Here is a 20,043-nt window from a genome sequence, read left to right as displayed (position 1 = left end):
ATCGCGCAACGCATCCGGGTCCGCGCTCATCCAGGCCAGCCTCCAAAAGCCAGCCTTGAATCACGCCCCGCTCAGCAGCGGAATCCCTCAGATCAGGAAATCGTCACCACCGCCTAGTCCAGCAGGCGCCGCAGCAGGCGCACCAGCATCCTTCGCTCATCGGCCGAAAGGGGCGCCAGGAGCTGCTCGTTGGCGCGGCGTCCCTGGCCGATGGCCTCGGCCAGCACCGCCTCCCCGGCAGGAGCGAGGGAAAGCACGACCGTGCGGCGGTCCAGCGGGTCTCGGCCGACTTCGACCAGCCCGCGGTCGCGCAGCCGCGCGACGACACCCTGGATGGTTGCCGGATCCAGCGCCACCGCGCGGCCCAGGGCGTTCTGCGTCGCCTGGCCCAGCTCGGACAGCTTCAGCAATGTGGCGAACTGGGTGGAGGTGAGGCCGCCGACCGCCCCGCGGTCCTGGAACAGCGACGCATGGCGCTGGTGCGCCCGCCGCAGCAGATGCCCGACGGATTCATCGAGCCGGTAGGCAGGCGGATTCGGAACGGCAGCCTCCTGGCTCCGCACCGCATCCACCAGAAGTGCCAGATCATGATCGGTGATGGCTCCGCACCTCCGCCGGAAGAATGACCGAGGCCACCTTCATGCCAGGGGGCGGGCGCGTCAACCTTGATCCCGCCGCCCCGGCAGGCCCGGAAAGGAGCGCATCATTCCTGCAGCAGCAGGCGGTATCCGGAACAGGCCAGGGCCAGGCTGCCCAGCGCGGCCGCGGCCAGGGCGGTGCGGTCGGCGTGCCACATCAGGCGCTCGGCCAGGATGGCGGCCAGCTGCTGGCGGCCGCGGGATCCGCGCAGCCGCTGCGCGCCCTCGCCCGCCAGCACGGAAAGCTGCCGCCATAGAGAGGCGCGGCGCAGATCCTGGCGCGGCACCTGCAGCGCGGCGCCCCAGAGGCCGAGCCAGGTCGCCGCCGTCAGCAGGGCGCCGCTTTGCAGGGCCAGCAGGGGCCGGCTGGCGAGCGCCGCCATGACGAGCGCGATGCCCAGCGCGATGCCGGCGAGGATGCGGCGGATCGAGTGGTCAGCCAGAGTGCGGAGCGTATCCATCAAGGCCCCCTTCCCTCCGCATGCTGACGCCCCGCACGCGAAGATGCCAGTTGCTTTTGCGTCGCCCCATGCCTCAGCGTGGGCTTCGCAGCGGGTTCACCCGTCCGCCGGTCGTGCCAGACAGTGCCGGCCCCGGACCGCCCGGAAGCGATGCTGCGGCGCCGCCTGCTGGCGATATGGGGGGAACATCGCTTCGCGGAAAGCGTTGCAGGGCGGCTGCATGGCAGCCCTGCCGAGGAGGCCGCCCCGCCGCGGCCATTGCCGGCAGATGGCGGGACCACCGTGAAATCTGTTGCGCTTCCGAAGCCAGGTCTGATGAATAATGCAGCTACCGCTGCAGCGATGCCGCCGGGCCCGCCATCCCCTCACCCTTTCCGGGCCAGGGTGCGAGGGCGGCCGGGAGGGCGAGCGCCAAGCGGCCCAACGAGAAAAACCTTCAACGGGAATGCCGGCGCGCGCAGGGCGCGACGCCGGAAACGGGTAGGGGATAGTTCACAGATGCGCGCCACCATTCCAAAAACAGACGCCGCGATCCGGCCGATGACGCGCGAGGAGAAGAAGGTCATCCTGGCCTCTTCGCTCGGCACCGTGTTCGAGTGGTACGACTTCTATCTCTACGGCTCGCTGGCCGCCTTCGTCGCCGCCAAGTTCTTCACCGTGCTGGGCGACGACGGGCGCCCGATCTTCGACGAGACCACCCGCAACCTTTTCGCCCTGCTGGCCTTTGCCGCCGGCTTCCTGGTGCGGCCCTTCGGCGCGCTGGTGTTCGGCCGGCTGGGCGACCTGGTGGGGCGCAAATACACCTTCCTTGTCACCATCCTGATCATGGGCGCCTCCACCTTCCTCGTCGGCATCCTGCCGACGGCGGCGCAGATCGGCATCGCGGCGCCGATCATCCTGCTGGTGCTGCGCTGCCTGCAGGGCCTGGCGCTGGGCGGCGAGTATGGCGGCGCCGCCACCTACGTGGCCGAGCACGCGCCGCATGGCCGCCGCGGCTTCTACACCAGCTTCATCCAGATCACCGCGACAGGCGGCCTGTTCCTCTCGCTCTTCGTGATCCTGGGCACCCAGGCGATCACCGGCGACGCGGCCTTCCGCGAGTGGGGCTGGCGCATTCCCTTCCTGGTTTCCGTCGTGCTGCTCGGCATCTCGGTCTGGATCCGCATGCAGATGCAGGAGAGCCCGGCCTTCAAGAAGATGAAGGAGGAAGGCACCCAGTCCAAGGCGCCGCTGACCGAGGCCTTTGGCCAGTGGAAGAACGCCAAGGTCGCCATCCTGGCGCTGTTCGGCCTGGTCGCGGGCCAGGCGGTGGTCTGGTACACGGGCCAGTTCTACGCGCTGTTCTTCCTGGGCTCCGTGCTGAAGGTGGACAGCTACTCGACCAACATGCTGATCGCCTGGGCGCTGCTGCTCGGCTCCGGCGGCTTCGTCTTCTTCGGCTGGCTGTCGGACAAGATCGGCCGCAAGCCGATCATCCTCGGCGGCTGCCTGCTGGCGGCGCTGACCTACTTCCCGCTGTTCAAGCTGCTCAGCGCCGAGGCCAACCCGGCGCTCTACGCGGCGCACACCAACATCCCGGTGGTGGTGCAGGCCGACCCGGCCACTTGCTCCTTCCAGTTCAACCCGACCGGCACGGCGCGCTTCACCAATTCCTGCGACATCGCCAAGTCGGCGCTGGCGCGGCTCTCGGTGAACTACCGGGTGGAGGAGGCGCCGGCCGGCAGCGCCGCCATCGTACGGGTGGGCGATACCACCATCTCCTCGACCGACCCGAACTTCGCCCAGGCGCTCAGCGCCGCCGTCACCGCGGCCGGCTATCCGCTCGCCAGCAACCCGACGGTGGTCAAGGTCGCCCATCCACTTGATATCTTTGAGGGCCGCAAGCTGCTGCTCGTCGGGGTGCTGACCCTGATGGTGCTCTACGTCACCATGGTCTACGGCCCGATCGCGGCGGCGCTGGTCGAGCTGTTCCCGACGCGCATCCGCTACACCTCGATGTCGCTGCCCTATCACATCGGCAATGGCTGGTTCGGCGGGCTGCTGCCGGCCACCTCCTTCGCCATGATCGCGCAGACCGGCGATGTCTATTACGGCTTGTGGTACCCGGTGGTGATCGCCCTCGCCACGGTGGTGATCGGCACCTTCTTCGTGCCCGAGACGAAGGACCGCGACATCTTCTCCGAGGACATGGCGGAGACCGCCCCCCGCAGCGCAGCGCGCGCCCGCATCTGAGGCCCTGGCCGGGGGCCTCTGTCCGGGCCCCCGGCCGCTCAAGGCCCCGGCAGCATGCCGGGCGGGCGCGGCGCTGGCCCAGTCCAGCCTGCGCCTCCTCCCTGCCTTTCAGGCCGCGCCGGTTCCGGCGGCGCAGGGGGTGCGCCCCCTGCCCTGCCGCACTCCCTCTTGCGCCGCACACGAGGCACATCCTACTCCTTGCGCCCCGCAGCAGCGCAGCATGGCAGTGTCCAAGGAAAACTCCTCCCCCCCGTCGGCCCGCCCCCTTACCCCCGCACTCCTGCTTGGCGTGCTTGGCGTGGTGTACGGGGATATCGGCACCAGCCCGCTTTACGCGCTGCGCGCCTCGCTCCTGCACTTCGCCGCCGATGGCCTGGAGCGCTGGGAAATCCTCGGCGTGCTGAGCCTGATCTTCTGGTCCCTCATCCTGGTGGTCACGGTGAAGTACGTGCTGCTGGTGCTGCGCGCCGACAATCGCGGCGAGGGCGGCATCCTGGCACTGATGGCCCTGGCGCAGCGCGTCGGCCGCGGCGAGCGCGGGCGCAAGCTGATCGTCCTGGTGGGCATCGCCGGCGCCTCGCTGTTCTTCGGCGACGGCGTCATCACCCCCGCCATCTCCGTCCTCTCGGCGGTGGAGGGGCTGAAGGTCATCTCTCCCGCCTTCAGCGATACCGTCATCCCCATCGCGCTCGGCGTGCTGCTGGCGCTGTTCCTGGTGCAGTACAAGGGCACCCACAGCATCGGCCGGGTGTTCGGGCCGATCACCGCGCTGTGGTTCCTGAGCCTCGCCGTGCTCGGCCTGGTCGAGATCGTGCGTGAGCCGGTGGTGCTGCTCGCCATCTCGCCGCACTACGCCATCGAGTTCTGCATCCGCTACCACCTGGCCGCCTTCGTGGCGCTCGGCTCGGTGGTGCTGGCCGTGACCGGCGCCGAGGCGCTCTACGCCGATATGGGGCATTTCGGCCGACGCCCGATCCAGCTCGTCTGGCTCTTCGCCGTGCTGCCGGCGCTGACGCTGAACTATTTCGGCCAGGGCGCGCTGATGCTGGCCGACCGCACCGCGCTGGAGAACCCCTTCTATCTGCTGGCGCCGCAATGGTTCCGCCTGCCACTGGTGGTGCTGGCCACCTGCGCCACCATCATCGCCAGCCAGGCGATGATCTCCGGCGCCTTCTCCATCGCCCGGCAATGCGTGCAGCTCGGCTTCCTGCCGCGCCTCGTGGTCTGCCACACCTCGGAAACCGAGGAGGGGCAGATCTACATGCCGCAGATCAACTTCGCCCTGCTGGCCGGCGTCATCCTCCTGGTGCTGGCCTTCCAGGACTCCGACAGCCTGGCCGCCGCCTACGGCCTCGCGGTGACCGGCACCTTCCTCTGCACCTCCACCCTCGCCGGCCTGATCTTCCGCCGCCAGTTCGGCTGGTCCCGCCCCGCCGTCGCGGCGGTGGTGGTGCCGCTCTTCCTGCTCGACGCCGCCTTCTTCATCTCCAACGTGCTGAAGGTGCCGGATGGCGGCTGGGTGCCATTGGTGCTCGGCTCCGCCATGTTCGTGCTGATGCTGACCTGGCGGCGCGGCCGCGAGCTGCTCTTCGCCCGCTTCCGGCAGGACAGCCTGCCCCTGAAATCCTTCCTGGCCCGGCTGCCGCAGTCCCGCACCATCCGCGTGCCCGGCATCGCCGTCTTCATGACCGGCCAGGCCGACTACGTGCCCAATGCCCTCCTGCACAACCTCAAGCACAACAAGGTGCTGCACGAGCGCGTGCTGTTCGTCACGGTGGAGAATGTGGACGTGCCGCTGGCGCCCCAGCGCCGTGAGGTGACCGAGCTGGCCCCGGGCATCCACCGCGTCATCCTGCGCTACGGCTTCCAGGAGAGCCCGAACATCCCGCGCGAACTGGAGGCGCTGCGCGAATACGGCGTCGCATTCGAGCCGATGCAGGCCAGCTATTTCCTCGGCCGCGAGACGCTGGTGGCCGCCGCCGTGCCGAAGATGGCGGCCTGGCGCCAGTGGCTGTTCTCGGCGATGAGCCGCAATTCCATGCCGGCCACCGAGTTCTTCCGCATCCCGAGCGACCGCGTGGTCGAGCTCGGCGTCCGCGTCGCCATCTGAATGGCGCCCCCGCGCCTGCTGCTGGTGGGCGCGGGCGGCCATGGCCGCGCGGTGCTCGCCACCCTGCGCGACGCCGGCTGGCCCGAGCCGGCCGGCGTGCTGGATGACGATCCCGCCTGCCCCGGCCTGCCCGGCCTGCCCTGGCTCGGGCCGGTCTCACGCGCCGCGGCGCTGCGGGCCGAGGGGCTGGCCGCCGCGCATGTCGCGCTCGGCGCCAATGCCCTGCGGCGGCGGCTGGGGGAACAGCTCCTGGCCCTCGGCTTCGACCTGCCGCCGGTGGTCCATCCCTCGGCGGTGCTCGCGGGGGACGCCCGCCTCGGCGCCGGCAGCCTGGCGATGCCGCGCGTGGTGCTCGGCGCCGCCGCGCGGGCCGGGCGCCACGCCATCCTCAATTCCGGCTGCATCGTCGAGCATGACTGCCGGCTGGGCGAGGCCTGCCACATCGCCCCAGGTGCCGTGCTCGGCGGCGGCGTGCGGGTCGGGAACGAAGTGCTGGTCGGCATCCTGGCCGGGGTGCGGCCAGGGATCAGGATCGGCGACGGCGCCCTCATCGCGGTCGGCGCCGCCGTGGTGGCGGATGTGGCCGCCGGCAGCGTGATGGGCGGCGTGCCGGCCCGGCCGGTGCGGCAGGGGGCGCCGCCCCCTGCACCCCCGCCGGGGAGATAGCATCCCCCGGACCCCGCCATCCGTCAGCGGGGCGGCAGCACGTCCGCGGGCTGGATGCTCATCGCCATCGCCAGATAGCCGGCCCGGTTCGGGTGCAGCCTGTCACCGGGGCCGCCCGTGGTGGATTCCGGCACCATCTCCGGCTTCAGCCCGCCACTCGCCGGGTCGCGCGTCGCCGTGTCGAAGTCCACCACCGCGTCGAACAGGCCGGAACTGCGGATGAAGTCGTTCAGGCCGCGCCGCTTCTCGTCCTGCTCGGCATGGCCATGCGCGGGGCTCGTGCTGCCGAGCGCCGGCGTCACCGTCGCCCCCACCAGCCGCACGCCCGGAAGCGCCTCGCGCAGGCGCTGCACGCCCTGGCGCATCCCGTCCCGCACCGCCTCCAGCGAGGCATTGCCGTTGCGGCTGAAGTCGTTGGTGCCTTCCAGCCAGACCACCGTGCGGATGCCCGAGAGGCTGGTGATGTCCCGCTCCAGGCGCGACAGCGCGGAGGGGCCGCCCGGGAAGGGCTTGTCCGGCCCGTACTCGGCCGGGCCGACCACCTGGTTGCCGCCGATCCCCGCATTGATCACCGCCACCCTGTTGCCCATCGCCGCCTGCAGCCGGCGCGACAGCACGTCGGGCCAGCGGTCGTCCCCGTTCAGCGTCGAGGCGGTGCCATCGGTGATGGAGTCGCCGAAGCACAGGATCACCGGCGTGCCGGCCGGCGCCATCATGTCCACCGCATCGAGAAAGAACCAGGAGGTGGTGGAATAGGGAAAGGCCGCCTCGCCTTCCTCCCGCCCCTGCGCGCCGGCGCCGGGCGCGGTGAGATAGGAGGTCTGCAGCGCCTTGGCATGCCAGGTCATCGGTCCCGAGCGGTCCGCGACATGAAAGGAGACGGCCAGTTTGCGGCCCATCAGCAGCGGGCTGTCCGGCTCGGCGGCGAAAGCCAGTTCCACCGGGTCCGACCAGACCTGCCCGCCCGGCGCAATGGTGACGGCCTCCTGCCCGCCGAAGCGCACCGGGGCATTGCTGCCGGGCACCAGTGCGGCACCGCCGAGCTGCAGCCCGGCATGCGCGCCGTCGATCCGCAGCGGCTGCGTGCCGAAGGCATTGGTGAAGCGCAGCCGCGCCTGCCGCCCCCACAGGCTCGGCCGCAGCACCAGGCGGAAGGTCTGGTCACGCGCGCCCTCCCGCGGCTCCGGGAAGGTGAAGGACTGGCTCGGTTGCGCCGAGGGATTGCCGACGGGATAGGGCCCATGGGCCGAGGCGGCCCAGGCCGTGGCCCAGGCTGTGGCGCCTGCCCCCGCGGATTGGGCGAAGGCAGATCCGGTGAGGTCGAAGACGGTGGCGAGCATCATGCCCTGGGCGAGTTCTCTGCGCTTCATGGCGGTCCTCCTGGCCGGCTCTCCGGCCGGCCGGAAAATCATTCCAGGTTTTCATTGAGCCCGGAAGCGGCCTGCCGCGCGGCCGACCGGGCCTGCCGGCCGCAGGGCCCTGCCTTCGGCGGCGACAAAGGCCGGAAAAGAAATTCCTTCGCCACCCGCCCTGCCTCCGGCCGCTCCGGGCAGGACACGGAATACGCCAGCAGACTTGATCGAAAAGCCCGAATCCGGCAGACGTTCATTCCGCCAGCCCGGACCGCGCGGCCAGCCGCCGGCGGGGGGGGGGCGCCACACCCGGACCCGCAGCATGCCGGACACCCAGCTTGTAAGGCCCTCCTTCATGCGGTTGCCGGACTATGTGGCGGCGCTGGAGCGCGGCTGGTCGCCCGACAATCTCCGCCCCGAGGAAACCCGGCGCCGGCACCTCGCGATCATCGCCACCGATGCGGTGGGCTTCCTGAACGGGCTGGACAGCCGCGAGGCTCCCGGCCACCCGCCGGATGGCGTGCACGGCGCGAGGCTCCCGGGCTTTCGCCGCTGGATCTGGGATGGCGAGTTCTGCGGCATGATCGGCTTCCGCTGGCAGCCCGGCACCGCGGCGCTTCCGTCGCATGTGCTGGGCCATATCGGCTATGCCGTCGTTCCCTGGAAGCGCGGCAGGGGGCATGCGCGGCGTGCCCTGGCGCTGATGCTGCAGGAGGCGCGGGCGCAGGGGCTGCCCCATGTCGAACTGACCACCGACTGCGACAACCTCGCCTCGCAGCGCGTCATCCTGGCCTGCGGCGGCGTGCTGGCGGGGCGCTTCCGCAAGCCCTCCGCCTATGGCGGGGCGGAGGCGCTCCGCTTCCGCATCGCGCTGTAGCGGCGGCTCAGCGGCCGGCCATCGCCTTGTTCTCCAGCCTGGAAACCAGCCGCACCAGTGGCCAGAGCAGCAGGAAATAGGCCACCGCCGCCGCGACGATCGGCGTGGCGTTGTAGGTCACGCTCTGCGCCTGCCGGGCCTGGAACAGCAGCTCCGGCAGTGCCACCACGCTGGCGATGGAGGTGAGCTTCACCACCTCCAGCGTGTTGCTGATGAGGTCCGGCAGCACATTCCGGACGGCCTGCGGCAGCACCACATGGGCGAGCGCCTGCCCGCGCGAGAGGCCGGTCGAGCGGGCGGCCTCCATCTGGCCGCGCGGCACGCTCTCGATGCCGGCGCGCAGCACCTCGCCGTAATAGGCGCCGGTGTTGAGGAAGAAGCCGATGGCGACCGCCCCCCAGGCGCTGATGTCGAAGCCGGCGAAGGGCAGGCCGGCATAAAGGAAGACCAGCAGCACCAGCGGCGGGATGGCGCGGAACAGGTCGGTCCAGCCCGCTGCCGCCAGCCGCACCGCGCGCGGGCCGGAGGTGGCGAGCAGCGCCAGCGCCACGCCGCCCAGCAGGCCGAGCGGCACCGTCATGAGGGAGAGCGCCACCGTGTAGAGGAAGCCGCTCCAGAGGATCGGCCAGGCCTCCCGGACGATCTCCAGGTTGAGAAAGGCGAAGGCGAAGTCCTGCATGGTGGCGCTCCCTCACCGCTTCCAGGCGAAGCGGGTCTCGACCCAGCGGCCGAGCGCCACCACCGGGATGAACAGGATCAGGTAGGCGATGGCGCCCAGCGTCAGCGGCGAGGGGTTGGCCGAGAAGGACATGCCGCTCTGCGCGGCGCCGAGGATCTCCGCCACCCCCACCACCGAGCCGAGCGCCGTGCCCTTGGTGATGGCGATGGTGCGGTTGGTCAGCGGCGGAATGGTGATGCGCAGCGCCTGCGGCAGCACGACGAGGCGCAGCGTCTGCAGGAAGCCGAGCCCGGTGGAGCGCGCCGCCTCCCACTGCCCCTTCGGCACGGCGGTGATGCCGGCCCAGTAGATCTCCTCGGCGAAGGCCATCAGCACCAGGGTCAGCGAGAGCCAGGTGGCGGCGAAGCCGGAGATGCTGATGCCCGCCGCCGGCAGGCCGAAGAACAGCAGCACGATGATCACCAGCGGCGGCAGGGCGCGGAACAGGTCCACCACGAAGATGATGCCCCAGTTCAGCACCCGCAGGCCGAAGCTGCGGACCACCGCCAGCGCCAGGCCGAGCGCCAGGCCGCAGACCACGATCAGCAGCGCCAGCACCACCGTCAGCCCGAAGCCCTTGGCGATCAGCGGCAGATAGGCCGCCATGACCTTCAGGTTGAAGAAGGAGAAGAGAAAGCTCTCGAAGCCGCTCATGGGGGATCAGTGCCGATCGATCTGGCGGATGAAGGCGCGGGTGCGCTCGTGCCGCGGCGCGCCGAAGATCTGCGCCGGCGGCCCCTCCTCGAGCTTCTCGCCATCGGCCATGAACACCACGCGGTCGGCGGCGGCGCGGGCGAAGGCCATTTCGTGGCTGACCACCACCATGGTCATGCCGTCCTGCCGCAGTTCGCGCATCACGTTCAGCACGCCGCCCACCAGCTCGGGGTCGAGCGCGCTGGTCGGCTCGTCGAACAGCATGACCCGCGGCTCCAGCGCGATGGCGCGGGCGATGGCGACGCGCTGCTGCTGCCCGCCCGAGAGCTGCGCCGGGTAGTGCTCCATCCGGTCGCCGAGGCCGACGCGGTCGAGCGCACGGGCGGCGATCTCGCCCGCCTCCGCCTTGCCCTTCCCGAGCACCTTGCGCAGCGCCAGCATGACGTTCTGCCGCGCCGTCATGTGCGGGTAGAGGTTGAAGCTCTGGAACACCATGCCGATGCGCCGGCGAGCGGCGTTGATGTCGGTCTTCGGACTCAGCAGCTCGATGCCGTCCACCTGGACCGAGCCATCATCCGGCTCCTCCAGCCGGTTCAGGCAGCGCAGCAGCGTGGACTTGCCCGAGCCGGAAGGGCCGATGATGAAGACCAGCTCCCGCTCGGCGACGCTGAGATCCACCCCCTTCAGCACCGCCAGCTTGCCGAAGCGCTTCCAGAGGCCGCGCGCGTCGATGATCGGAGGCGGGGTGGTGGGCATCAGGGCTCCTCGGCGGGACAATGGCAGGCGCCACCCTATGCAAGTGCCGCGCCGAGGCAAGAAAGGCCGGGGGAATGAATTCCCCCGGACCCCCTTCTTTTTTCTTCGGGTTTCTGGCGCGGGTGGAGGGGGCTTTTTTTAGGTGAGAAAGTCGGACAGCGATGGTCGAGATGGGTGAGAAGCGGACGCAACGGTCCTGACCGGTCAACGACTAGGCGGCTTCGCCTCGATTGTAGCGGTGCATTCACTGCTGATGACGCCGGTCGCTCTGTCAGAGCGAAGGGAAGTCAAATCGGGCTGAACCTCGTTTCCACGAAGAGCGGCTTCGCGGTGAGAAAGTATAAAGGCCCAGTCTCGACACCGCGATTCCGGCTCGTTACCGTACCTCCAAGCGCGAACCGAAACGCGGAATGCGTGGCTAGAGAGGTTATTAATGCGGTACTGGACAAGGGGTGCCTCTGGAAGGTTCTGCCATTGTCCAGAACCCCATTCCTTTGCGGAGCATCCAACAAGAAGCCCAGGCGCAAGAAGGATTGCCGACCAAAGCTTTGCAGTCCCGAAATCTCTTAACCTCATTGGCTACCCTCCTTATAGCCAAGTTACAGGGCCGCCGGGACGGCCGCTATGGGTGGCCAGCAGTCCTGCCCAACCAAGTCTTCATCACCCCCAACCGACAGAAAAAAGATGGGGGGTCGGGGGAATTCCTTCCCCCGACCTTCTTTTTTTCATTCGCGGGTGATGCGTCCGTCCAGCCGGGTGCGGAAGGCGCCGTCGGCGGCGATGTAGGCGGCGGCCACGTCTTCCAGCGGCGGGCCGTTGTCGTAGGCATCCAGCGCCTTGTCGCGGAAGGGCGCGTAGCCGTCGCCGCCGCGCCGGGTGAAGTTGTTGGTGACGACGCGGTAGGCCCGCTCCGGGTCCAGCGGCCGGAAGCGATCACCTTCCCGCACGCTGACCTCGCGCACCCGCTGCCCGACCGGCGCGGCGGGGTCGAAGCGGTAGCGCAGGCCGGCCACCTGCGGGAAGCCGCCGCCGTTCTCCTGGTAGCGGGAGAGGCCGATCTCCAGCGCCTCCTTCAGGTCGCCGCCGCGGATGGTCAGCGTTGCCAGGGTATTGCCGAAGGGCAGTACCTCCAGCACGTTGCCGAGCGTCACCTGCCCCTCCGGCAGGCCGGCGCGCAGCCCGCCGCCATTGGTCACCGCGATCTCGGCATTGGGCACCGCCGCCAGCATCGCCTCGGCGATGACGTTGCCCAGCGCGCACTCGCCCTTGCGGCAGTCGTTGTTGGAGAGCGCCTCCGGGCTGCGGCCCACCGGGCGGCTGCGCCACTCGGCGAGCGGCTTGCCATAGTCGGCGACGATCGCCGCCACCGGCGCGTCCTCGGCCAAAGCGGGCGTGACGGGCAGCACGCGGCCGCCATGCGCCAGGATGCGGCCGTCCGCTGCCAGATCGAGGTCGAGCCGGCCGAGCCAGCGGCCATAGCTGCCGACCTGCACGATACGTACCGGCCGATCCGGCCCGTCGATCATGGTCGGGCTCGGCCCCTCGCGCTCCGGCAGGTCGTTGGCCAGCAGGGTGTGGGAATGGCCGCCGACGATCAGGTCCACGCCCGGCACCGCCGCCGCGAGTTCCTGGTCCGGCAGGTATCCGAGATGGGAGAGCAGCACGATGGTGGCCGGTCCCTCGGCGCGGATCGCGGCGATGGCGCGCAGCGTCGCCTCCCGCGCATCGGTGAAGGCGACGGTCGGGCCGGGGCTGGAGGCTTCCGGCGTGGTCTCGGTGGTCAGGCCGATCAGGCCGATGCGCGCCCCGCCATGGCGGAACACCGCATGGCCGCGGATCTTGCCGGTCAGCTTCGGCTCGCGGCTGGTATCGAGATTGGCCGAGAGCAGCGGGAAATCCACCCATTCCGCATAGGCGGCCAGCCGCTCCGGCCCGCCGTCGAACTCGTGGTTGCCGAGCGCCATCGCCTGGCAGCCGGTGGCGCGCTGCACCGCCGCCTCGGCCCGGCCGTGATGGGCGGTGTGGTAGAGGCTGCCGGTGAACTGGTCGCCCGCGTCGAGTCGCAGCGCCGGGCGGCCCTCGGCGCGGGCCTCGGCATCGAGGGTGCTCCAGGCGGTGGCCAGGCGCGCGCTGCCGCCGAGGCAGGGCCGGTCGGCCCGGCAGGCGGCGCCGCTGGCCTGCAGCCCCTCATGCTTGGCGTGGAAATCGTTGACGTGCAGCAGGCTGATGCGGGTGGCGGCATCGGCCGCCCGATCTGCCCCTTGGGCCCGGCGCAGCGCCGGCGCGGCGAGCGGCGCCGCCAGGGTTGTGGCCAGCAGGGCACGGCGGCTGAGGAAGGCGGGCATGGGCGGCGATTCCCGGTTGCTGCGGCGGAACTCTCCCGACACTTATGCTTCAGCCCAAGACTCGCCGCATTCGGAATCTCCCTTGCGCGGACTGGGCGACGGGCTCGAATCGCCGGCCCTTCCCTCGTGGCGTGAAGAGTGGGAACGCGATGCAGGTCTACCTGCCCATCGCCGAGATGTCGGTGGATGCGCTGCTGCTTCTGGGCATCGGCTTCGGCATCGGCTGGCTGTCCGGCCTGTTCGGCGTCGGCGGCGGCTTCCTGCTGACGCCGATCCTGATCCTGATCGGCATCCCTGCCCCGGTCGCCGTCGCCTGCGGCGCCAACCAGACGCTCGGCGCCTCGGTCTCCGGCCTGCTGGCGCAGTGGCGGCGCGGCAATGTGGACGTGCGGATGGGAATGGTGCTGCTGGCCGGCGGCTTCACCGGCTCGGCGGTCGGCGTGCAGCTCTTCGACTGGATGCGCCATCTCGGCCAGTTCGACCTGGCGGTGTCGGTGCTCTACATCGTCGTGCTCGGCAGCGTCGGCGGGCTGATGGTGCGGGAGAGCGTGCGCGCCATCCTGCGCCGCCGCCGGCAGACCGGGCCGGTGCGGCTGCACCCGCATTTCTGGATGCACGGCCTGCCGCTGAAGCTGCGCTTCCGCAAGTCGCGGCTCTACATCTCCGTCATCCCGCCGCTGCTGGTCGGCTTCTGCATCGGCGCGCTCTCGGCCACCATGGGTGTGGGCGGCGGCTTCATGCTGGTGCCGGCGATGATCTACCTGCTGGGGATGCCGACGGCGGTGGTGATCGGTACCTCGCTGTTCCAGGTGGTCTTCGTCTCCGCCAACGTGACGATGCTGCTGGCGGTGCAGACCGGCAGCGTGGACATCGTGCTGACCCTGCTGCTGCTGCTGGGCGGCGTGGCCGGGGCGCAGTTCGGCGCCGCCATGGGCACCCGGCTGCGCGGCGAGGAGACGCGCGCGCTGCTCGGCCTGCTGGTGCTCTCGGTCGCCGCCAGCCTGCTCTGGGGACTGATCTCCACGCCGGCGAGCCAGTTCGCCATCGGCCCGATCCCGTCATGAGGCCGGCCGCATGAGAGCCTCGCGGCCGCTGCTGGCGCTCGGCCTCGCCCTCGGGCTGCTCGCCGGGCCGGTCCTGGCGCAGCAGCCTCCACCGCCGGCGCCGGGCGCGCCCCTGGCCTTGCCGCCTCCCCCGCCGCCCGCCCCTGGCGCCCCCGTCAACGGCCGTCCGCCGCTGGTGGCGGAACTGTCGCAGTCGCGCATCGAGATCACCACCGGCTTCAGCGGCACCGAGGTGCTGGTCTTCGGGGCCACCGAGCGGCTGCTCGGGCCGGGTGGCGACGATGTGCTGGTGGTGGCGCAGAGCGCGCCGGAGCCGATGGTGGTGCGGCGCAAGACGCGTGTGCTGGGCTTCTGGATCAACGGTGCCGCCGCGCGCTTCCGCCAGGTTCCCGGCTTCTACCTGCTCACCGGCACCCGCCCGCTGCGCGCGATGCTGCCGCCGGAGGAGCGGCACGCCAAGCGGCTCGGCCTCGACAACCTGCCGCTGCAGGCCAGCGGCACGCAGGACCCCGCCTTCCGCGAGGCGCTGATGCGCCTGAAGCAGGATGCACGGCTGTGGTACGAGGACGAGGCGCTGATGCAGGTCTCCGGCGCCCGCCTGTTCCGCGCCCGCCTGCCGCTACCCGCCACCACCGATACCGGCGACTACCAGGTCTCCGTGCTGCTGCTGCGCGAGGGCCGCGTGGTGGCGCGGCAGGAGCTGGGCTTCCGCGTCGTGCGCGTCGGGGCCGCCGCCCGCATCGCCGATGTCGCAACCGGGCAGCCGGTGCTATACGGCCTGATCTGCGTCCTGCTCGCGGCCTTCGCCGGCTGGCTGGGCAGCGTGCTGTTCCGGAGGGGTTGATGCCCGAAGCCGCCCGACGCGACCGCGTCTTCCTGGTGGTTGTCGATGACAGCCCGGAGCGCCGTGTCGCCCTGCGCTATGCCTGCCTGCGCGCCAAGAACGGCGGCGGCCGCGTCGCCCTGCTGCGGGTGATCGAGGAGGAAGGCACCGTGGAATGGGCCGGCGTCGGCGCCATGCTGCAGGAGGAGCGGCGGGAGGAGGCGGAGAAGCTGCTCTCCGGCCTCGCCGCCGAGGTGCAGGAGATCACCGGCGGCCTGCCGATCCTGCTGATCCGCGAGGGCGAGCCGCGCGACGAGCTGCTGGCGCTGCTCGACGAGGACCCGCGCCTCTCCATCCTGATCCTGGCCACCGCGGCGAGCGGTGGCGCGCCGGGCCCGCTGATCACCGCGCTGACCGGCCGCTACGCACCGCGCCTGCGCGTGCCGATGACCATCGTGCCAGGCAACCTGGACGACAAGGAGCTGGAGCGCGTCACCTGAGCCGCCGGGCCGCCCCGGCTCGCCCCTGTCCCGCCTGTGGCGAATGACGGCGCGGGTTGCGGGAGCGGCCCCGATTGCCCAAATCTCGGATAGCCAGAACCCGACCTCCACGCACGGAAAAGCCAGACCCATGTTCATCGAGACGGAAGCCACGCCCAACCCTGCCACCCTGAAGTTCCTGCCCGGCCAGGATGTCATGGGGCAGCGCGGTACCGCCGACTTCACCAGCGCCGAGACCGCCGGCCGCAGCCCGCTGGCCGAACGCCTGTTCGGGCTGGAGGGTGTCGCCCGCGTCTTCCTGGGCGGCGACTTCGTCACCGTCACCAAAGTCGACGAGACCGACTGGCAGGCGCTGAAGCCGCAGGTGCTCGGCGCCATCATGGAACACTACATGGCCGGCCGCCCGGTGGTGCTGGAGGCCGAGGGCGAGGCGGCGCTGGAGGACAGCGACCCGGCGGATGCCGAGATCGTCGCCCAGATCAAGGAGCTGCTCGACACCCGCGTGCGCCCGGCGGTGGCCGGGGATGGCGGCGACATCGTCTTCCGCAGCTATCGCGACGGCATCGTCCGGCTGCACCTGCAGGGTGCCTGCTCCGGCTGCCCCTCCTCGCGCGCCACGCTGAAGCACGGCGTCGAGAACATGCTCCGCCACTACGTGCCGGAAGTGGTCGCCGTGGAGCAGGTCGAGGCCTGAGGCCGGACTGCGGGGGCGGTTCGCCGCCCCCCGCTTCCGCCCGCAGCATTCAGGGGATGAATGAAGCCCATTCCCGGGCAGGATTGGCAGAGGGCGCCGCTGCCCCCATTCTGGTGCACCGCACTGGAGTGACCGATATGGCCGAACCCCTCGACAGCGCCGCCCTGGACCAGCTCTTCCGGACCGCCCGCACGCACAACAAGTGGCAGGACCGCCCCGTCTCCGACGAGACGCTGCGCGAGCTGTACGACCTGGTGAAGATGGGCCCCACCAGCGCCAACTGCGAGCCGGCCCGCTTCGTCTTCATCCGGACACCCGAGGGCAAGGAGAAGCTGCGCCCCGCCCTCAGCTCCGGCAATCTGGAGAAGACGATGACTGCCCCGGTGGTGGTCGTGGTCGCCTGGGACGTGAAGTTCTACGACAAGCTGCCGGTGCTCTTCCCGCATGCCGATGCCAAGTCCTGGTTCACCAGCAGCCCGGCCTTCGCGGAGGCGACCGCCTTCCGCAACGCCTCCCTCCAGGCGGCGTACCTGATCCTGGCGGCCCGCTCGCTCGGCCTCGACACCGGCCCGATGAGCGGCTTCGACAATGCCAAGGTGGATGCCGCCTTCTTCCCCGATGGCAGCTGCAAGTCCAACATGCTGGTCAACCTGGGCTATGGCGACGCCTCCGGCCTGTTCGGCCGCCTGCCCCGCCTCGGCTTCGACGAGGCCGTGCAGCTCGCCTGAGCGGCGCAGAAAGAAGAAGGTCGGGGGAAGGAATTCCCCCGAACCCCCATCTTTTTTCTGCCGGTTTGCGCGCCGGTAGCAGCGCGGTGGTCCGTCAGCCGTTCGGGATGGTCTCCACCATCGAGCCGGAGCGCGCGCCATGGGCTGCGCCAGGAGGCAACCTCCGCCCCCTGCCCCGCGGCCGGATGGAGAAAAGGTCCGGAGCCGCCAACTCGAAGAAAAAGATGGGGGCCTGGGGGAATTCCTTCCCCCGGCCTTTTTCCTACCGGCTCGCCGCCAGCGCCTCGTCCGGCGTCAGGCGCCCGTCATAGAGCGCGCGCCCGATGATGGTGCCCGCCACGCTGCCGGTGGCCTTCAGCGCGGCGATGTCGGCCACGCCCGCGACGCCACCCGAGGCGATGACCGGGGTAGCGAGGCGCCGGGCCAGCTCTGCCGTGGCCTCGACATTGACGCCGCCCAGCATCCCGTCCCGCTCGATGTCGGTGTGGATGATGGCCGCCGCCCCGGCATCCTCGAAGGCCAGCGCCAGGTCGAGGGCGGAGACGCTGCTGACTTCGGCCCAGCCCTCGGTGGCCACCATGCCCTCCCGGGCGTCGATGCCGACGGCCACCTTGCCCGGGAAGGCGCGGCAGGCGGCGCGGGCGAAATCCGGGTCCTTCACCGCCGCCGAGCCGAGGATCACGCGGGCGATGCCGCGCGCGAGCCAGGCCTCCACCGTCGCCATGTCGCGGATGCCGCCGCCGAGTTGCACCGGGCGGGTGGTGGCGGCGAGGATGGCGGCGACGGCTTCCGCATTGGCGGGGCGGCCGGCAAAGGCGCCGTCCAGGTCCACCACATGCAGCCACTCGAAGCCCGATTCGTCGAAGGCGCGGGCCTGGGTGGCCGGGTCGCCATAGATGGTGGCCTGCGCCATGTCGCCGCGCTTGAGGCGCACCACCTGGCCGGCTTTCAGGTCGATGGCGGGGTAGAGGGTGAAGGGCATGGGGCGAGGTCCGGTCGGAGAAAAAGGTCGGGGGACGGAATTCCCCCGAACCCCCGTCTTTTTTCTGTCAGTCAGGCGCCGGCGCGCAGGTCGAGCGCGCGGCCATGCGGCGGCTCCAGCAGCTTGTGGTAGTAGTGGCCGGCCACTGTGCGGCCGCGCACCCGCGCATAGGCCGGATGCGTGCCCCAGCGGGTGTAGCCCATGCCCTCGAACAGCGCGATGGCGGTGGTCTGCGTCTCCCGCACGTCCAGGTTCAGCACGCGGTGGCCCAGCGCGGCGGCGCGCTCCTCCACCCGGCGCACCATCAGCCGCGCCAGGCCATGGCCCCGCGCATAGGGCGCCACATAGGCATGGGTGAGCTGGGCGCTGAAGGCCTGCGCCTCGTTGTTGCGCGGCGGGCGGATGAGCTGCGCCGAGCCGACCGGCACGCCGTCCAGCCGCGCGATGAACAGCTCGATCGCCGGCACCAGCAGCACGCCGCGGAAATGCCGCGCCAGCGCCTCGCGGCCTTGCGGCTCGACCCAGCCGAAGCCGCCGCCCTCGATGATCGCCGCGTCCGTCGCCTCGCAGAGATCGGCGAGTTCCGCCTCATCCAGCGCCTCGGTGCGCTCGACGAGGAGTTCATGCTCAGTCGTGGTCATTCAGGGGCGCCAGGAGAGAAAGTTTGCCAGCATGCGGAGCCCGGTGAACTGGCTCTTCTCGACATGGAACTGGGTGCCGAACAGGTTGTCGCGGCCGATGATGGCGACCACCGGCCCGCCATAGTCGGTGGTCGCCAGGATCTCCTCCGGCCGGCCACCGGCCAACGCATAGGAATGCACGAAATAGGCGTAATCGCCCGGTTTCAGCCCTTCCAGCACGGGGTGCGCGCCCGGCGTGAAGTCCAGCGCGTTCCAGCCCATCTGCGGCAGCGGCAGCGGGTTTCCCCCGGCGTCGCGCGGGTCCATCGGCGCCATCTCGCCGGCGATCCAGCCGAGGCCGGGCGTCACGCCATGCTCCAGGCCGCGCTGTACCATCAGCTGCATGCCGACGCAGATGCCGAGGAAGGGCACGGCGCGGCGGCCGGCCGCCTCCTGCACCGCCTCCACCATGCCGGGCATGGCGTCCAGCCCGTGCCGGCAGGCGGCGAAGGCGCCCTGCCCCGGCAGCACGATGCGATCGGCCTTCGCCACCGCCTCCGGCCGGGTCTCGACGGTGATCTCGGCGGCATGCCCGCCATCGCGCGCGGCGCGATGCAGCGCCCGCAGCACCGAGGCGAGATTGCCCGAACCGGGATCGACGACCGCGACCTTCATGCCATCCTGCCTTCCATGCCGGCTTCCAGCCGCGCCCAGTCCGGGCGGGCGGCCAGTGCGCGCAGCAGCGCCGCCTCCTCGTCCCGCCCCAGCACCACGCCGACGGCGGGGCGACCCTGCCGCGCCAGGGTCCAGCGCCGCAGGTCCTGCGCGTGCAGCCCGACCAGCACCTGCGCCGCGAGCCCGACATAGAAGCCGGTGCCCGCCGGCAGCAGCACCGCCGCCAGGACGGCGAGCGCCAGATAGATCACCAGCACCAGCCACATCCGGTGCATCAGGAACCACAGCGCCGGGAACAGCGCGGCGAGCAGCGAGAAGCGCTCGGGCACCAGCACCAGCCCGGCCGGCCGCTTCCGGCGCCGCGGGGCCTCGGCCGCCGGCTTCCCGGCCGACGGCACCGAGGCGCGGGGCGGCTCCGGCGGCGAGTGGACGGTCCAGGCGCGCATCAGCCCTCCAGCGTGCCCTTGGTGGAAGGGATGGCGCCGCCGGCGCGCGGGTCATGCTCCACGGCCTGCCGCAGCGCCCGCGCCACCGCCTTGAAGGCGGCCTCGGCGATGTGGTGGGCATTGCTGCCCGCGCGCTGGACGACATGCAGCGTGATGCCGGCATTCGTCGCGAAGGCGCGGAAAAACTCCTCGAACAGCTCGGTGTCCATCGCGCCGACCTTGTCGCGCGGGAAGCTCACGTTCCAGGCCAGGAAGGGGCGGCCGGAGATGTCGATGGCGGCCTCGGCCAGCGCCTCGTCCATCGGCACCACGGCATGGCCGTAGCGGCGGATGCCGCGCTTGTCGCCCAGTGCGCGCTTCACCGCCTGGCCGAGCACGATACCCACATCCTCGGTGGTGTGGTGGAAGTCGATGTGCAGGTCGCCCTTGGCCTCCACCTGCAGGTCCAGCATGCCGTGCCGCGCCAGGGCGGTCAGCATGTGGTCGAGGAAGCCGATGCCGGTGGCGATCTCGCCATGGCCGGCGCCGTCCAGGCCGAGGGAGATGCGGATCTCCGTCTCGCTGGTGCTGCGGGCGATGTCGGCAGTGCGGGGCTTGGACTCCATGGGCGCTTCCTAGACCGGCGGAGGGGGGCTTGCCCAGGGGAGAACACAGCACGGCAAACGCAGGACGGAGGACGGGGAAAGGCGGCGCGCCCGGGCA

At 70.8% G+C, this 20,043-nt stretch carries 21 protein-coding genes; 9 read left to right on the top strand and 12 right to left on the bottom strand.

Features of this window, described 5'->3' with window-relative positions:
- Nucleotides 1–113: 113 nt before the first annotated feature.
- Together QMO56_RS14375 and QMO56_RS14370 are read right to left on the bottom strand one after the other, a co-directional pair.
- Entirely contained in the window at nucleotides 114–572 is a 459-nt protein-coding gene (locus tag QMO56_RS14375; protein WP_283526664.1) for a MarR family winged helix-turn-helix transcriptional regulator, read from the bottom strand.
- A 131-nt stretch (nucleotides 573–703) separates the two neighbouring features.
- Nucleotides 704–1,099 (bottom strand): hypothetical protein, encoded by a 396-nt coding sequence (locus tag QMO56_RS14370; RefSeq protein ID WP_283526662.1) that lies wholly within the window; start codon nucleotides 1,097–1,099, stop codon nucleotides 704–706.
- A 498-nt stretch (nucleotides 1,100–1,597) separates the two neighbouring features.
- Between QMO56_RS14370 and QMO56_RS14365 the strand changes: the two genes are divergently transcribed.
- From QMO56_RS14365 to QMO56_RS14355, 3 genes are all read left to right on the top strand, one after another.
- Nucleotides 1,598–3,331, top strand: a complete 1,734-nt coding sequence (locus QMO56_RS14365) for an MFS transporter (RefSeq protein WP_283526660.1) — start codon at nucleotides 1,598–1,600, stop codon at nucleotides 3,329–3,331.
- 220 nt (nucleotides 3,332–3,551) lie between these two features.
- The gene (locus tag QMO56_RS14360; RefSeq protein ID WP_283526658.1) at nucleotides 3,552–5,441 is read left to right on the top strand and encodes a potassium transporter Kup; all 1,890 of its coding nucleotides are present in this window, start codon (nucleotides 3,552–3,554) and stop codon (nucleotides 5,439–5,441) included.
- Complete coding sequence (locus tag QMO56_RS14355) at nucleotides 5,442–6,107, top strand: NeuD/PglB/VioB family sugar acetyltransferase (protein ID WP_283526657.1); 666 nt, start codon at nucleotides 5,442–5,444, stop codon at nucleotides 6,105–6,107. It abuts the gene before it with no gap.
- A 23-nt stretch (nucleotides 6,108–6,130) separates the two neighbouring features.
- On the opposite strand, the gene QMO56_RS14350 is transcribed toward QMO56_RS14355, so the two are convergent.
- Nucleotides 6,131–7,477, bottom strand: coding sequence for a GDSL-type esterase/lipase family protein (locus QMO56_RS14350; protein WP_283526655.1), 1,347 nt, complete (start codon nucleotides 7,475–7,477; stop codon nucleotides 6,131–6,133).
- Nucleotides 7,478–7,781: 304 nt separating this feature from the next.
- On the opposite strand from QMO56_RS14350, the gene QMO56_RS14345 reads away from it, so the two are divergent.
- On the top strand, nucleotides 7,782–8,336 hold the full coding sequence (locus QMO56_RS14345; protein WP_283526653.1) for a GNAT family N-acetyltransferase: 555 nt from the start codon (nucleotides 7,782–7,784) through the stop codon (nucleotides 8,334–8,336).
- Between the two features lie 7 nt (nucleotides 8,337–8,343).
- On the opposite strand, the gene QMO56_RS14340 is transcribed toward QMO56_RS14345, so the two are convergent.
- The 4 genes from QMO56_RS14340 to QMO56_RS14325 all read right to left on the bottom strand — a co-directional run bounded on the left by QMO56_RS14340 (nucleotide 8,344) and on the right by QMO56_RS14325 (nucleotide 12,809).
- Nucleotides 8,344–9,015 carry an amino acid ABC transporter permease gene (locus QMO56_RS14340; protein ID WP_283526651.1) on the bottom strand — a complete coding sequence of 224 codons (672 nt, stop codon included), beginning with the start codon at nucleotides 9,013–9,015 and terminating at the stop codon, nucleotides 8,344–8,346.
- Nucleotides 9,016–9,027: 12 nt separating this feature from the next.
- Nucleotides 9,028–9,708 (bottom strand): amino acid ABC transporter permease, encoded by a 681-nt coding sequence (locus tag QMO56_RS14335; RefSeq protein WP_283526649.1) that lies wholly within the window; start codon nucleotides 9,706–9,708, stop codon nucleotides 9,028–9,030.
- Between the two features lie 6 nt (nucleotides 9,709–9,714).
- On the bottom strand, nucleotides 9,715–10,464 hold the full coding sequence (locus QMO56_RS14330) for an amino acid ABC transporter ATP-binding protein (RefSeq protein ID WP_283526647.1): 750 nt from the start codon (nucleotides 10,462–10,464) through the stop codon (nucleotides 9,715–9,717).
- 725 nt (nucleotides 10,465–11,189) lie between these two features.
- The gene (locus tag QMO56_RS14325) at nucleotides 11,190–12,809 is read right to left on the bottom strand and encodes a bifunctional UDP-sugar hydrolase/5'-nucleotidase (protein WP_283526646.1); all 1,620 of its coding nucleotides are present in this window, start codon (nucleotides 12,807–12,809) and stop codon (nucleotides 11,190–11,192) included.
- A gap of 149 nt (nucleotides 12,810–12,958) precedes the next feature.
- On the opposite strand from QMO56_RS14325, the gene QMO56_RS14320 reads away from it, so the two are divergent.
- From QMO56_RS14320 to QMO56_RS14300, 5 genes are all read left to right on the top strand, one after another.
- Complete coding sequence (locus QMO56_RS14320; protein ID WP_283526644.1) at nucleotides 12,959–13,873, top strand: sulfite exporter TauE/SafE family protein; 915 nt, start codon at nucleotides 12,959–12,961, stop codon at nucleotides 13,871–13,873.
- A gap of 10 nt (nucleotides 13,874–13,883) precedes the next feature.
- On the top strand, nucleotides 13,884–14,717 hold the full coding sequence (locus QMO56_RS14315; RefSeq protein WP_283526642.1) for a TIGR02186 family protein: 834 nt from the start codon (nucleotides 13,884–13,886) through the stop codon (nucleotides 14,715–14,717).
- Nucleotides 14,717–15,196 (top strand): universal stress protein, encoded by a 480-nt coding sequence (locus tag QMO56_RS14310; protein WP_283526640.1) that lies wholly within the window; start codon nucleotides 14,717–14,719, stop codon nucleotides 15,194–15,196. The genes QMO56_RS14315 and QMO56_RS14310 overlap by 1 nt, the downstream gene beginning before the upstream one ends.
- 130 nt (nucleotides 15,197–15,326) lie before the next feature.
- On the top strand, nucleotides 15,327–15,890 hold the full coding sequence (locus QMO56_RS14305; protein WP_283526638.1) for a NifU family protein: 564 nt from the start codon (nucleotides 15,327–15,329) through the stop codon (nucleotides 15,888–15,890).
- 137 nt (nucleotides 15,891–16,027) lie between these two features.
- Entirely contained in the window at nucleotides 16,028–16,618 is a 591-nt protein-coding gene (locus tag QMO56_RS14300) for a malonic semialdehyde reductase (RefSeq protein ID WP_283526636.1), read from the top strand.
- Between the two features lie 262 nt (nucleotides 16,619–16,880).
- Here the strand turns inward: QMO56_RS14300 and hisA are convergent, their stop codons facing one another.
- From hisA to hisB, 5 genes are all read right to left on the bottom strand, one after another.
- Nucleotides 16,881–17,600, bottom strand: a complete 720-nt coding sequence (hisA, locus tag QMO56_RS14295) for a 1-(5-phosphoribosyl)-5-[(5-phosphoribosylamino)methylideneamino]imidazole-4-carboxamide isomerase (protein ID WP_283526634.1) — start codon at nucleotides 17,598–17,600, stop codon at nucleotides 16,881–16,883.
- A 71-nt stretch (nucleotides 17,601–17,671) separates the two neighbouring features.
- A complete protein-coding gene (locus tag QMO56_RS14290; RefSeq protein ID WP_283526632.1) occupies nucleotides 17,672–18,241 on the bottom strand; it encodes a GNAT family N-acetyltransferase in 570 nt (189 codons plus the stop codon).
- Entirely contained in the window at nucleotides 18,242–18,895 is a 654-nt protein-coding gene (hisH, locus tag QMO56_RS14285; RefSeq protein ID WP_283526630.1) for an imidazole glycerol phosphate synthase subunit HisH, read from the bottom strand. It abuts the gene before it with no gap.
- A complete protein-coding gene (locus tag QMO56_RS14280) occupies nucleotides 18,892–19,341 on the bottom strand; it encodes a DUF2628 domain-containing protein (protein WP_283526628.1) in 450 nt (149 codons plus the stop codon). The genes hisH and QMO56_RS14280 overlap by 4 nt, the downstream gene beginning before the upstream one ends.
- On the bottom strand, nucleotides 19,341–19,946 hold the full coding sequence (gene hisB / locus QMO56_RS14275; RefSeq protein WP_283526627.1) for an imidazoleglycerol-phosphate dehydratase HisB: 606 nt from the start codon (nucleotides 19,944–19,946) through the stop codon (nucleotides 19,341–19,343). The genes QMO56_RS14280 and hisB overlap by 1 nt, the downstream gene beginning before the upstream one ends.
- Nucleotides 19,947–20,043: the final 97 nt, after the last annotated feature.

The organism is Roseomonas sp. E05, assembly GCF_030063475.1.
In the GTDB taxonomy this organism is placed as follows: domain Bacteria; phylum Pseudomonadota; class Alphaproteobacteria; order Acetobacterales; family Acetobacteraceae; genus Pseudoroseomonas.
The sequence above is the reverse complement of the archived record's forward strand: the minus strand, read 5'-3'. Positions and strand labels throughout refer to the sequence as shown.